Genomic DNA, 13,508 nt, shown 5'->3' with positions numbered 1-13,508 from the left:
TCGGCCACGCCCTTCTCTTTTGGGTCATCGTTATCCGCTTTTCGTCGTCATCCTGAGCCATCGGGAAGGACCCCCGTATTGGGATCGCCAATTCATCTCGGCTCTGCAAGCTTTTCATCACCCAAGGCGTGAACGGCCGCGTTCGCTCCATCTGGCATCGTGCAGAATGCGGGGGCTCAGGATGACGACGAAAAACAGGCAACAGCAAAAACATATGCAATTGCCATGTACTCTCATAGCCTGTTCGACCCCCGTCATCGGCTATCCTGTAGACATGCCTGCCTCAGCCGAACTCCAGTTTCCCCCGGCAACCTCCGTCGATCAGGAGCCGCCCTTCGACGGTGTGCCGCCGTTTGAGTCCTGGGGGCGCTATCCCACTTACGGGGCGACGGTTGTCCCACTGCACTGGCAGGGAGATTTTCCTCGGGCAATCGATGGAGTTCACCACGGGGCTTTAGCGGTAGGAATGGGACGCAGCTATGGCGATGTCTGCCTGCTGAAAGACGGAACACTGCTCCAGACGACCTCGATGAACCGCCTGCTGGGGTTCGATGCAGCGACTGGATTGTTGACCGCCGAAACCGGCATTACTCTGGCGCAGATTCTGGATTTTGCCGTGCCGCGTGGCTTCTTTCTGCCCGTTACGCCGGGAACGAAGTACGTCACCCTGGGCGGGGCCATCGCCAACGACATCCACGGTAAAAACCATCACACCGCCGGGACGTTCGGCAATCACATCACGCAGTTCGAACTGGTCCGTTCCGACGGCGCCCGCATGCACTGCACCCCGACCCAAAACCCTGACTATTTTGCCGCGACCATCGGCGGCATGGGCCTTACCGGCGTGATGACCTGGGCGCAGGTGCGGCTCAAGCCCATCGTCAGCCGCATGATCGACTACCAGGGCATCCAGTTTCATGGCATCGACGAGTTCCTCGATCTCACCCAGCAGGCCGAACACATCGAATACACGGTGAGCTGGGTCGATGTGACTTCGACAGGAAAGAACTTCTGCCGCGGCATCTTTATGCAGGGTGACCATTCTCAGGTGCCTGGGCCGCTCGAGCCATCGGCCAAACCCAAGCTCGTCTTCCCGTTTGAACTGCCAGGTTTCGCCTTGAACGGTGCGACCGTCGGCGCGTTCAATGGGCTTTACTTCAATAAGCAGATGAAGAAACGCGTGACGGCACTACAGGACTACGAACCGTTCTTCTATCCGTTGGATGCCGTGCTGCACTGGAATCGCATGTACGGTAAGCGCGGCCTGCTGCAGTTTCAGTACGCCATTCCGTGGGAGCACGCACGCGAAGGGACGGTGGCGATTCTGACGGAGGTTGCCAAGTCCGGCCTCGCCAGCTTTCTTGCTGTGCTCAAGGCGTTCGGCAATGTGCAATCGCCCGGCATGATGAGCTTCCCCAAGCCCGGCATCACGCTTGCGCTCGATTTCCCCATCAAGCCCGAGAAGAGCTTCGCGCTCTTTGATCGTCTTGCGGAGATGACGCGCGAGTTCGGCGGACGGCTCTATCCGGCCAAAGATGCTCGCATGACCGCGCCGCAGTTCCAGGAGTTCTATCCTCAGTGGGAGCGGTTCAGCCGCTACAAAGACCCGGCGCTGACATCCAGCTTCTGGGAACGCGTCACTGCCGGCTATCCCTCCTCCAGGGGAGGAGCGCGATGACCACTAGCAGTAATCCTGCTCCGAAACGCATCCTGGTACTGGGTGCGACCTCTGGGATTGCCGAAGCCTGCTGCCGCCTCTGGGCCGAGCGCGGCGATAGTCTCTTTCTGGTCGCGCGCAACTCCGACCGGCTGGCTGCGGTCGCCGCCGACCTGCGCACGCGCGGTGCCTCTTATATAGATAGCGCTGTTGCCGATCTTGACGATACCGCCATCCACCCCGAACTGATGGCACACGCAATCAACTCGCTGGCGGGGTTGGATATTGCGTTTTTCGCGCTGGGAGTGCTGGGTGACCAGCAGAAAGCCGAGCGCGGCTTTGCCGAGGCCGGTCAGATTCTGCATACGAACCTCGTTGCTCCGGCCAGCCTGCTTACGTGGCTGGCGAACTACTGTGCGCAACGCCACTCCGGGACGTTGGCGGTGCTGTCGTCGGTAGCAGGAGAGCGCGGCCGCAAGTCGAACTACGTGTATGGCTCGTCGAAGGCTGGACTGACGGCGTTCGTCGATGGGCTGAGAAACAGGATCGACCGCGAAGGCGTACGCGTCATGACGATCAAGCCGGGACCGGTGAAGACGGCGATGACGCAGTCGATGAAGGGCAGCGAAAAGTTTGCCGACGTCGAAAAGGTCGCTGCAACGCTGGTGAAGGCGATCGACAAGGGCACGGATGTGGTCTATGTGCCGGGAATCTGGCGGGTCATCATGACAGTGATTCGCGCGATCCCCGAGCGCGTGTTCAAAAAGCTGAACCTGTAAGGCTGGATTCTGCCCTGGCTCTTCATCCGTTCGTTCTGAATGGAAAGAGGAACCTGCAATTCATCCGCAGGCGCAATGTCGCATCAAGATCTCTCTTCGCGACTACTGCAAGTTCCTTTCGGCTATTGAGTTCGCATACGCAGAAAGCAGACCCCGGCCTTCTGTATGGCAAACCATACTTGACCGCTATGGTCCGGCGGCACAATTCAGTTTTTTGTATTTTTATGTGTGATTTGAGATCTTGTCACCCGGTCAATTCGCCAGATCTTCTGACAATCATTTCAAAGTCTATTTATATGGGCGTCATGAGTGGCCTCGATTGGAAAGTGATTTGGCATGAGAATTGCAGTTCCGCTTGGGTAGCTGGGCCTCGACCTTTGAAGTTGTTCGTCATTAACTGACCGGGCTTTCCTTGGTTCTTTTGTACCTTTACGTCCGATCTACAAGTTTTGGAGTCGCAAAAAAGAATGAAACGGATCTTTGGCACCTTCTCTCCCTCCCCTGCCGTTCGACACTACAATTCGCCTAAAACGTTGTTCGGAAGAGGTTCGGTGCGTCCTTTCCGTTCTTTCGGCTTCACGATGATGGCTGTTTTTGCTCTCGTGATGGCTGCGCCGTTCCTGCACAAAGAGGCCCATGCTCAGGGTATTAACACTGGAAACATTTCAGGAACTGTAGCCGACCAGACTGGGGCTGTTATTCCTGGTGCAGTGGTAACGGCTAGGGATACAGCGAGGAATGTGAGCAGCAAAACGACCGCTGGAAGGGATGGCAGCTTTAGCTTTAAAGATCTGCCAATCAGCACCTATACCGTCGTTATCTCCAGCGACGGTTTTGTTACTCTCACGCTTAACAATATTCAAGTTTCCTCCGCTAAAGAGCAGGGATTGGGTTTGCAGAAGCTGCTTCCTGGCAGCGCGGGGCAAGTTGTGGATGTCTCCGCTGCCGCGAATCTTCTTGAAACAAGCCAGTCACAAGTCACGACGACGTTCAGTTCTCAGCAGGTCTCACAACTTCCCCTCGCGGGCGGCTTCGATGAGGTGGCTCTACTGATCCCTGGAGTTGTCAATACAGGCGCCGATCGATTCTCCAACACCAACGGTGTCGGTTTCTCGGTCAACGGAGAGCGCGGACGCGCCAACAACTTCCAGATTGATGGCCAGTCGAACAACGATACGACGATCGCTGGTCCCCAGGTGTTCTTCGGGAATGAGGATGCTCTGGCCGAGGTCCAAGTCATCACGAACAGCTTTAGCGCCCAGTATGGCCGTAACGCAGGTTCGGTCATCAACTACATTACCAAGTCCGGCAGCAATGCCTGGCACGGCTCGGCTATCTACAAATACTCAGGCAATTTCACCAGTTCACTGCAACAGGGAACTTCCAAGGGGCCACAGTTTGGGTTTTGTGCTCAAGGACAGATTTCCACTGATACGAACCCTTGTGCATCTACCGTCGTTCCCCGCTACGTAGACAACTATTATGGCGGCACCCTTGGCGGTCCAATTATCAAGGACAAGCTCTTCGCCTTCGGTTCTACATACTGGTACAAATTCCGCGAAAATGGCGCTCTTACGACTAGCCAGGGGCAGCTCTTCCCGACACCGGCCGGACTCGCCGCACTCGCAACCGCTTTTCCAGGCAGCCCTGGAGTTGCCTATCTTCAAGAGCTAAGCCCGTACGCCGTGACGGGCGGTAATCCACGCCAGGTGACTGCGGCCGCGAATGAAAGTGTGACCAGTGGCGGCAAAACGGTTTCGATCCCGATGGCCCAATTTGGCCGTCAGATACCCTCGCTGACAAGCGATCAGGAAGATCTGGGACGTCTTGACTGGCAGGCTACCCCCAAGGACCATGTCTTTCTCCGTTATCTGTATCAAGATAATCCGGTCACCCCGTTTCAGACCGTCGCGAACGGCGGCTATGTCAACGTCACAGGCGTGACTCATTCGGTGGGCGCAGATATCACGCATACCTTCGGACCGCACTGGGTCGATCAACTCCGTTATAGCTTCCAGCAGAGCAGCTCAGGCTTTCAGGGCGGTGGCTTTCCCAACTGCACGATTACCTCTTTTGCGAACTGCCCAACGAGCATCAACCAGCTCACACTCGAAAGCGGCGATACCTTCACCTCCTTGGGGCTTAACTCCGCCTTTCCGCAGGGGCGTGTAGTCAAGGTCGGGCAGCTACAGGATATTGCTACCTGGTCGGTTGGGAAGCATGCGATTACCTTCGGCGGCGAGTTTGACGATACACACGCGCCGAATGTCTTTCTCCCTAATTCAGCCGGAACCTACATGTTTGATACGCTGGACGACTTCCTTGGCGGTGGCTGCGCAACCTGCACCGTTGGTGTGGCGAAGGGCAATCCGACAATTCCGTTAGATGAATACGATGTGTCTCTCTTCTTCCAGGACGACTGGAAGGCTACCCCAAACCTCACCTTAAATCTGGGGCTGCGCTGGGAGTTTTACGGAGAGCCGATCAACAAAATCAATAGCGATACCGTGGCCCAACAGACTGGCCCGAATCCCAACTGGAGCACGGCGCTGCCACTCTCCCTGACTACCGCTTCACGCGTCAACAACTATTACAAAAACTTCGAGCCTCGCCTCGGTTTCGCTTATAATCCTGACTTCAATAGGAAGTTGGTGGTCCGCGGCGCCTATGCCATCAACGTCGATCCGCAATTCCAGAACATCGTTGAGAATGTCGCTCAAGCTGCGCCGGCTGTCCTCGCCGGAGCTGTTAATTGCGCGTTCGGCAGCACAAACTGCTTTCCCTCGGGGCCGGCAACCTTCACCACGGTTCAACAGCAGATTGCTACACAGCTCCCGACCGGTGGAAACCCTGGCCTGGACGCCCAATCCTTCGTCCCCTCGAACTTCCGCTTTCCTGTAGGCCAGACGTACACGCTGGGAGTGCAATATCAGATTCGCAACTCGGCCGTATTTGAGATCCGTTATGTGGGCAACCACACCAGCGGTCAATTTCAGTCAATCAACGCCAATCCGTATCTCGCGCCGGTCGCGGCTGCCTTCCCCAATGTGGTCAATCCCAGCAGTCTTTGCCCAGGCAGCGCCGCACTTGGCGGAGCTGATGCAGGGTTCCTGAACTGCGGCGAAACCTCTGTAAGCGCGGTAAAGAATACAGCTTTTTCCCAATACCAGTCTTTACAAACGAACCTTACGACGCAAAGCTACCACGGTATAACCGCGACCTTCGCGTATACCTGGAGTCATAATATTGATAACTCCGACGAGGTCTATTCAAACGCCGGCGGCTCAAACCAGGGCGGAAGCACAATTGCTTATGCGCAGAACCCACTCGACATCAATCTTGGCGAGCGTGCAAACAGTTCGCTTGATTTCCCCAATGTTGCCAGCATTAGCTTCCTGTACGCGTTTCCCAAACTCCATACCGGCAAAGACTGGGCAGACAAATTGGTGAATGGTTGGAGCGCAAATACGATCTGGACCTATGCCAGCGGACAGACCTATACCGACTATCAAGGAATAACCAACGGCTCTCCGGTAGCTAATACCGCAGGTTCGGGTGCGCTCCGTCAAGCGAATCCGGGTGACGCGCGGACCACTAACTCCTATAGCGATATTCCCTTTGAAAATAACTTTCCTGGTTTGGACGTTGCTCGCCCAATTCTCTCCAATCCAAAGGCGCCTATCGGGACTCTAGGCATCTACACCGACACCACCACTGCGGTCAGCGCGACTGGTGTAGCAACATACTCGGCACCAGTCCTTGTAGATTATGCGTCTGGGGCTCCGGTTTCTGCTTCGCAGGTTCACTTTATCGCAAACAATCAACTGGCAGCCAATATTCTGGGTAATCCTTACCCTGGTACGGGACGCCACACCCTGCGTGGCGACACCAGCAACAATGCCGACCTCAGCATTATTAAAGACACGAAGATCACCGGACGATTCACCTTCCGCCTGGAAGTAGACGCGTTTGACGTGTTAAACCGTGCCTTCTATGGAACTCCTGGTAACGAACTATCTAACTATGCATTTAGCGGCGGTTCATTCTTCAATAACTATTCTCAAAATCTCGGTTCTGGGAGCCAGAATTTGAATACCCCGGGAACGGGAACACGCAACCTGCTCTTCACGGGCAAGATCCTGTTCTAATACCGCGACCGCAGCCGAAGGGGTCCTTTCAATTACTTCTTCTGTCAGACTACGGGCGTAAGCCTCGTCGCTCTGGGAACTGGACTTGACAAGCTGTTGTTCGTAGACGAGATGTTGTCCGAGTCCTGATCATTGTTGAACTTCAAAGAGGCGCCCTGGGGGCGCCTCTTTGAAGTTCAGGAGACAAATGCGGATTGTTCGAAGGAAATGGAGAAGTCGTAAGATTTCGACTTCTCCATAAATCCGTTCTCGTGTTTTACTGGTGCACCGTTACCTGAACCTCTCCGCATGTTTTAAAGAATGGCCCGGATTCCGAGAGTGCGACAGGAAGCAATCAACAAAACACTGGCCACTACACTCTCTTTTGCCGGATGAATCAGGCAGGGGCCTGAGGAACAGAGGTCTCTTTCGGTAATCAAAAAAGCACACATCGGTAGGATCCTCAGACGGAAATCCCATTTCCTGTATCCGGATGCACAATACGGAACTTCTTTTTGATGCCTACTCAATAAATTTCAGCACAACCTCAATTTACCGAGACTTAACGCTCCCGTAAAAGTTCTATTTGACCGGGCGTTTGGCATGTGAATTGCTGTATCTCTAAATACAGCAATCCAGGCCCAACTTGTACACCAGCATCTTTCACGGAAGGCTGGTTCATTTCCTTATTGCTCCCGTTCGCCGGGTCTATAAGTAGTTTCATTTTCGAGGAGATTTACTCAAAATGCGAAATTGGATCGCGAAATTTGCCCTTTTGGTGCTCTTCCTTTCGGCTCCTGCTTTCTTGTTAGCGCAGGACAGTTCGTCGATGATCGGTACGGTTACCGATGTAACAGGTGCAGTTGTTTCGGGGGCGACGGTTACGCTGTCCAACGCAGCGATTGGCGTCAGCTACAAGCAGACGTCAAATGCTCAAGGTACCTATGACTTTCCCAATGTGACTCCCGCTCAGGGTTATAGTGTGACCTTCGCGCACGAGGGCTTTTCGGTATTGAAAGTTCAGGGCGTTGCTCTGCAAGTTGGCATTACACGTACTCAAGATGCGAAGCTGCTTGTGGGCGTCAATCAGCAGGTTGAGGTCCAGGCGGGAAACAGCAATGTTACGCTGGATACCACCGATGCCACGATAGGCAACAATTTTGACGTACAGTTGCTTCAAGAGTTGCCGGTTTATAGCCGTAATTCGCCTGCGGTTCTCTTCACCTTGCAGCCCGGAGTTGCCGCTGGAGTTGGTGCGTTCACCGGCGCCCGCACCGATCAGAATTCGGTGACCATCGATGGCATCGATGTGAATGACCTTGCTGCAGGTGCAAACTCGACAACCGGGTTTAGCCTTGTCGGTGGTGCACCAGTCGACTCCTTGCAGGAGTTTCGCGGGACGGTCACTGGATTGCTCGCCAATACAGGAACAGGCAGCGGCGGTCAGTTTCAGCTTGTCACGAAAAGCGGAACCAACGAGTTTCATGGAAACCTCAATGAGTATCACCGCGATACGTCGACTGTGGCGAACAGCTGGTTCAACAACAACACTGGGCTTCCCCGCACTCCGCTGATCCAGAACCAGTTCGGCGGTAACGTGGGCGGTCGCATCTTGAGAGACAAACTCTTCTTCTTCTTTGATTTCAATAACTCGCGCATTATTCAGTCCACAACCGCTGAAGATGTTGTGCCTTTGGACTCCTTCCGTAGTGGGAGCCTGCAGTATATTCTTGCCAATGCGAGCGATGGCTCCGGCCCCTGTGCTGCGACAAGCAAGGCTTTTTCGACTCCGCAATGCATCGGAACGTTGACTTCTGCTCAGGTTGCTGCCCTTGACCCGCAAGGCATTGGATTCAACCAATCGCTGCTGTCCTTCGTCAATGCACGCTACGCAAATGCTCACGTGAACGATCCGAGCTACATCGCCGCAGACGGCATCAATACCGGGGGATTCCGGTTCACGCAGCCCGAGCCTGATACGCTTTACAACTATGTCGGACGCGTCGACTACAACCTGACCCCCAAGCAGCGTATCTTTGCCCGCTTCACCATTCAGCGCGAAGATGCCTTCGAGTCAGCGAACATCCTTCCGACAGATCCTGTCACGAGCCCTTATCAGGATCGCAGCTACGGGTATGTCATCAGCCACATCTGGGAGATCGGCAGAAACAAGGTCAACCAGTTTTATTATGGCGACAACATCTCTAAGCTCAATTTCCCCACGCTGTTCAAGTCGCCGACGAGCCCCGTCAACTTTAGCCTGGGTTCGCTAGGCGCACCTTATGCCAGCGGCAGCCAGAAACGCCGCGTTCCTGTTCCCGAAATTCGAGACGATTTTAACTGGATCGTTGGTAGTCATAATCTTGGATTCGGTGGAACCTTCAAGTTCACTAAAACCAACAGCAATCTGACCAACGACTTCAGCACGGTTCAAATTGGCTTGAGCAGCGCAAATCCAACCTTAACCCCCAACCTGCGGCCGACAAACATCGGCGGTACAACGGCCAAGACCCTTTACGATGCTGCATTTGCTCTGGCACTCGGTAATATCAGTTCCATCAACAGTAACTACAATTTTGATAATCAGGGCAATATTTTACCGGAGGGCAGTGGCGCGACTCGACACTATCGCTTCTATCAGACGGAGCTATACTTCGGCGATACCTGGAAGGTCACAAAGGACCTTACCGTCAGCTACGGACTGAGATACCAGCTTTACTCCGTGCCTTATGAAACGAGCGGCAATCAGTCGAACGAAAACCTCACCTTCGATCAGCTCTTCGGTGCGCGTGTGGCGGCAGGCATAGCAGGAACGGCTGGCGATACGGTTGTACCGTTTGTAACGTACACTCTTGGCGGTAAAGCAAATCACGCAGCTCCGCTTTACCAGCCCAGCTACAAGGATTTCGCTCCTCGTTTCGCCTTCGCGTACAATCCTTCGCCCAAAACAGTCGTCAATGGCTCTGCTTCAATCGTCTACGATCGCACTGTCATCAATGCGGTCAACTTCATTCAAGACCAGAGTTCATTCTTGTTCCAGAATAGCGCCGGAATTCAATACGCGGGATCGACACCTACTGCAGCTCTCCTCAATAGCCCTCGTATCGGTGGAACCGGCACCGCTCTGACCATTGGCTCGGCGGCGCTACCTGTAGCGGCGGCCATTACAAAGCCATTTACCCCATTTGTGTCAGGTTCAACCCCTTTCGGCGGGTCTAGCGGTACAGGATCGGCCTATATTGTCGATCCAACTCTTAAGGATCCCTACTCCATCAATCTTGAAACTGGAATACAGCAGGAGTTCCCGGGGCACTTCCTTCTCAGGGCAAATTGGACCAGTCGTCTCGGTCGTCGTTTGCTCGGGCAAGCCGATGCCTCACAGGTCGTGGACTTTACTGACAAAGCGTCAGGTCAGACCTTTTCGCAGGCATTCGGCAATGTGACTCGACAGGTCAGGGCTGGTTCAACAGTTTCGGCTCAGCCATGGTTTGAAAATATTGTCGGCTCTGGTGCAACTCCTTTCTTGCTGGCGAACTTTGGCTCGCTGTTTCAGTTGGGTGATATCGCTGATTTCGCCAACGCGCTCGAAGAAGAGGGCCTGACCCCTAACAATGTTAATGTCGGCGCGCAATTTGCCATCAACCCCTGGATCACGAACAAAGGATTCTCCAGCTACAACGGTCTACTGGTAACCCTGACAAAGAATATGTCGCAGGGGATCCAGTTCGATGTCAACTACACCTGGTCGCATTCGATCGACAATACCTCTGCTCCGGCGAATTATCAGGCACAAGGAACTCTTGTTAACTTCATTTGCGATGCAGTTCATCCGCGTAGCTGCCGTGGAAACTCGGACTTTGACATTCAACAGATCATCTCTTCGGACTTCATCGTAGCGTTGCCATTCGGTCGCGGGAAGTCGGTCGCAGGGAATGCGCCGCGCTGGTTGGACGAAGCCATTGGTGGTTGGAGCCTGTCTGGTCTGCCGGCGTGGCGTAGCGGTGTGGCCCTCGACGTGGTCTCTAACGCTTTTGTAGCCGGCTTCAACACAGATGCTCCGGCCATCTTCAACGGTAATCGTGGTGTGGTCAAAGCCCATGTTCATAAGGTCGGCAACGGCCGGAGCAGCCAGGTACAGTTGTTCGCGGATCCTGTGGCTGCTGCTGCCGCCTTCAGCGGCCCGATTGGTTTGACTGTTGGAAGTCGCAATAATCTTCGCGGGCCTTCAGCCTTCACGATGGATGGTGGCCTTGCAAAGAACTTTGTCATCCTGCCAAACGGACGTTTGAATTTGAATTTCCGTGCAGACTTCTACAACATTTTCAACCATCCGACCTTCAGCCGCCCGGCATTCACAAATGCCCAGGGTAATACGACACCAGGAACCGACTTCACTTCGTCTCAAGGAGTCTTTGGACAAATTGCTAGTACATCGACTAACGCACGTGTAGGTCAGTTCTCGCTTCGGTTGGTTTTCTAATCGAATCAGGCTCTGAATTCCTGAAGGCGTAAAGCTAAAAATAAGAGTCTGTCACGGACCGCTGCAGATCATCGTAGCGGTCCGTGACAGACTCTTTCTTTTCTCCAAAAAGGATGCGCCAATCTACTGTTGTAGGAGCCGCCTACGCGACCGTTTCAACAGTGGTGGTTGTTGGTGACGATTGGATATTTCTACCAGCACGGACTAGTCTTCCGGCATACGGAGTTAGCCATGCATGGGAAAGGGCAAACTGCTGAGAAGAATAAAGTGCAGAAACTGCTCGCCACAGTTTCTGCTGTATTATCTAATTTCTGCCGGATGTCGCCGCAGGCTGAAGGTAAAGCAGCTTCCTTGCTGCGGCATGCTTTCTACATGAATATTTGTCTCATGCCGCTCCGCCAAAGCTTCGGCCAATGCAAGCCCGAGTCCTGCACCATCTGGTGAGATCTGTGCGGTATGATTGCCGCGGTAGAACCTTTTGAAGATAGAGGGCAGAGCCTCTGCGGGAATGCCGATCCCTGTGTCACTTACTGAGAAGAAGATTGTCTGCTCTTGCAGATAGGTTTTCAGCGTGACGCGGCCTCCGGCGGGTGTGTACTTGCCGGCGTTGTCCAACAGGATCGTCAATAATCTTCGCAGGCTGGGGATATCTCCAAAGACAGAAGCTCCGGCAGTATGGGACTCTACCTCGAAGGTGATTCCATGCTGCTGCATCAGCATGGTCCACTTACTGCCGAGCTCCGTCACAAGCTTGTGGGGATCGAGTGCTTCGAAGTGCAGCGCGTCTGCCTTTGCGTCTGCCCGAGCCAGTGAGAGCAGGTTGTCGATCAGCGTACTCATGCGTACTGACTCAGCCTGTACGCGTTCGCAGACATCCTTGTACTCCTCGGCGTTGCGCGGAAAGGCGAGTGCGACCTCGACCTCGGCCCGGACCAGGGAGATAGGGGAGCGCAGTTCATGCGCGGCGTTAGCGGTGAACTCGCGAACGCTCTTATAGCCTGCCTCGATGCGGTCGAGCATCTGGTTGAGTGTCAGTGTCAGGTCTGCCAGTTCATCATGTGTCTCCAACACAGGAAGACGCCAGCTCAGGCTCTTATCGTTGATGTGCCGAGCTTCCAGTTCAATGGCCGCGACGGGATTCAATGCCTGGCGGCTCATCCAATATCCGCCTAAGAGCGCGATCAGCAAGACCGTAGGAGTAAGGATCATCAACTGCCGGCGAAAATCGTTGAAGACGATCAGCTTACTATTTAACGAAGTGCCGGTCTGCACCGTGTAACTGCGGCCTTTGACGGTGATGGGCTTGATGAGTGCCCAGACAGGAACGGACTCGGCGTTGAATTCGAAGTAAATGCCTTCCGCAGGGACAGCGCCCGGTAGATCCAGATGGGGATATAACTCAGCGATCGATTTGGAACGATAGATCCACTTACCGTCCTGATCGATCACCTGCAGCCACTTGCTGCCGTGCGTGACATCGTAGATGGAAGCCATCTGCTCTTGAAGTGTGTCGACAGGTACGGACGAAGGTCGTACCTCGAAAAAACGTTGAATACTGCGGACGCGTTGCTGCAGCTCCGTAGTTTCGATCGTCAGGATGCAGCGGTGCACCATCCAGAGGCATGTGGTGGAGAGGGTGAACATCGCGATGGCGAAGATGAGAAAGAACCAGAGCGAAAGCCGCAGCCGGATGGATAAGGGACGTATCACTCGTTCGTGCCCTTTTCCGGAACCGCAGAGGTTTCATTGGAGAGGAAGTATCCCGTACCGCGGACTGTGCCAATTAAATTGCGTTGCTCCGCATGGTTAAGCTTGCCACGCAGTGAGTTGATAAAGGTATCCAGCGCGCCGGGACTTACTTCCGCATCGGTGCCCCAGACCTTTTCGATCAACTGCTTCCTGGCGACGACGATGCCGGGTTCTTCCATGAGCCGCTCCAGCAACAAAAACTCCGTGGGCGTAAGAGACAACGGAACTCCGGCAAGAGAGATGGTGCGTTTTAGCTTGTCGAGAACAAGCTCACCACTTTTGAGAAATCCGCTGGGAGCAGATGGGCGACGGCGAGTGATGGAGCCGATGCGGGCCAGAAGTTCCGGGAAGGAGAACGGCTTGGTCATGTAGTCGTCGGCCCCAAGATCGAGGCCTCGAATGATGTCGTCTTCCATGTCATAGGCAGTCAACATCAGCACGACCGCATGGTTCTGCTGCGCGCGCAGGCTTGCGGCTACTTCGTATCCATTGCGCAGGGGTAGGCCGACATCGAGAAGAACAACATCGTATTCGTAGGTCTGTGCAAGGGTTAGCCCTTCCACGCCGTCAGAGGCCGTCATCACGGTATGCCCATGCTCCCACAGACCCCTGCGCAACACGTCGAGCATGCGCGGATCGTCTTCGACGACCAAAATTCGAAATGGGCCAGCGGCTTCCATGGTGTGTGCTTTTTCGCCCGGATACAGGCTTTCGAC

At 54.4% G+C, this 13,508-nt stretch carries 6 protein-coding genes; 4 read left to right on the top strand and 2 right to left on the bottom strand.

The window, feature by feature from the left end; all coding sequences use genetic code 11:
• The first annotated feature begins 214 nt into the window (after nt 1–214).
• The 4 genes from HDF15_RS08705 (at nt 215) to HDF15_RS08690 (ending at nt 11,043) form a co-directional block, all read left to right on the top strand.
• Nucleotides 215–1,678, top strand: coding sequence for an FAD-binding oxidoreductase (locus HDF15_RS08705; protein ID WP_260330944.1), 1,464 nt, complete (start codon nt 215–217; stop codon nt 1,676–1,678).
• Nucleotides 1,675–2,436, top strand: a complete 762-nt coding sequence (locus tag HDF15_RS08700) for an SDR family oxidoreductase (RefSeq protein ID WP_184254672.1) — start codon at nt 1,675–1,677, stop codon at nt 2,434–2,436. The genes HDF15_RS08705 and HDF15_RS08700 overlap by 4 nt, the downstream gene beginning before the upstream one ends.
• Nucleotides 2,437–2,903: 467 nt before the next feature.
• Nucleotides 2,904–6,584 carry a carboxypeptidase regulatory-like domain-containing protein gene (locus HDF15_RS08695; protein ID WP_184254669.1) on the top strand — a complete coding sequence of 1,227 codons (3,681 nt, stop codon included), beginning with the start codon at nt 2,904–2,906 and terminating at the stop codon, nt 6,582–6,584.
• A gap of 724 nt (nt 6,585–7,308) precedes the next feature.
• Nucleotides 7,309–11,043 carry a TonB-dependent receptor gene (locus HDF15_RS08690; protein ID WP_184254667.1) on the top strand — a complete coding sequence of 1,245 codons (3,735 nt, stop codon included), beginning with the start codon at nt 7,309–7,311 and terminating at the stop codon, nt 11,041–11,043.
• A 300-nt stretch (nt 11,044–11,343) separates the two neighbouring features.
• Here HDF15_RS08690 and HDF15_RS26215 read toward each other — a convergent pair whose 3' ends face one another.
• Entirely contained in the window at nt 11,344–12,753 is a 1,410-nt protein-coding gene (locus tag HDF15_RS26215) for an ATP-binding protein (protein ID WP_184254665.1), read from the bottom strand.
• Complete coding sequence (locus HDF15_RS08680; RefSeq protein WP_184254663.1) at nt 12,750–13,472, bottom strand: response regulator transcription factor; 723 nt, start codon at nt 13,470–13,472, stop codon at nt 12,750–12,752. The genes HDF15_RS26215 and HDF15_RS08680 overlap by 4 nt, the downstream gene beginning before the upstream one ends.
• Nucleotides 13,473–13,508: the final 36 nt, after the last annotated feature.

This window comes from Granulicella mallensis (genome assembly GCF_014203225.1).
GTDB classification, from domain to species: domain Bacteria; phylum Acidobacteriota; class Terriglobia; order Terriglobales; family Acidobacteriaceae; genus Granulicella; species Granulicella mallensis_A.
This window is presented reverse-complemented; position numbering and strand designations above follow the sequence as displayed.

Excerpts from the sequence above, each read along its gene's own strand:
- HDF15_RS08695 (WP_184254669.1), top strand. The coding sequence starts at position 2,904 with ATGAAACGGATCTTTGGCACCTTCTCTCCCTCCCCTGCCGTTCGACAC.
- HDF15_RS08705 (WP_260330944.1), top strand. The coding sequence starts at position 215 with ATGCAATTGCCATGTACTCTCATAGCCTGTTCGACCCCCGTCATCGGC.
- HDF15_RS08690 (WP_184254667.1), top strand. The coding sequence starts at position 7,309 with ATGCGAAATTGGATCGCGAAATTTGCCCTTTTGGTGCTCTTCCTTTCG.
- HDF15_RS08700 (WP_184254672.1), top strand. The coding sequence starts at position 1,675 with ATGACCACTAGCAGTAATCCTGCTCCGAAACGCATCCTGGTACTGGGT.
- HDF15_RS08680 (WP_184254663.1), bottom strand. The coding sequence starts at position 13,472 with ATGGAAGCCGCTGGCCCATTTCGAATTTTGGTCGTCGAAGACGATCCG.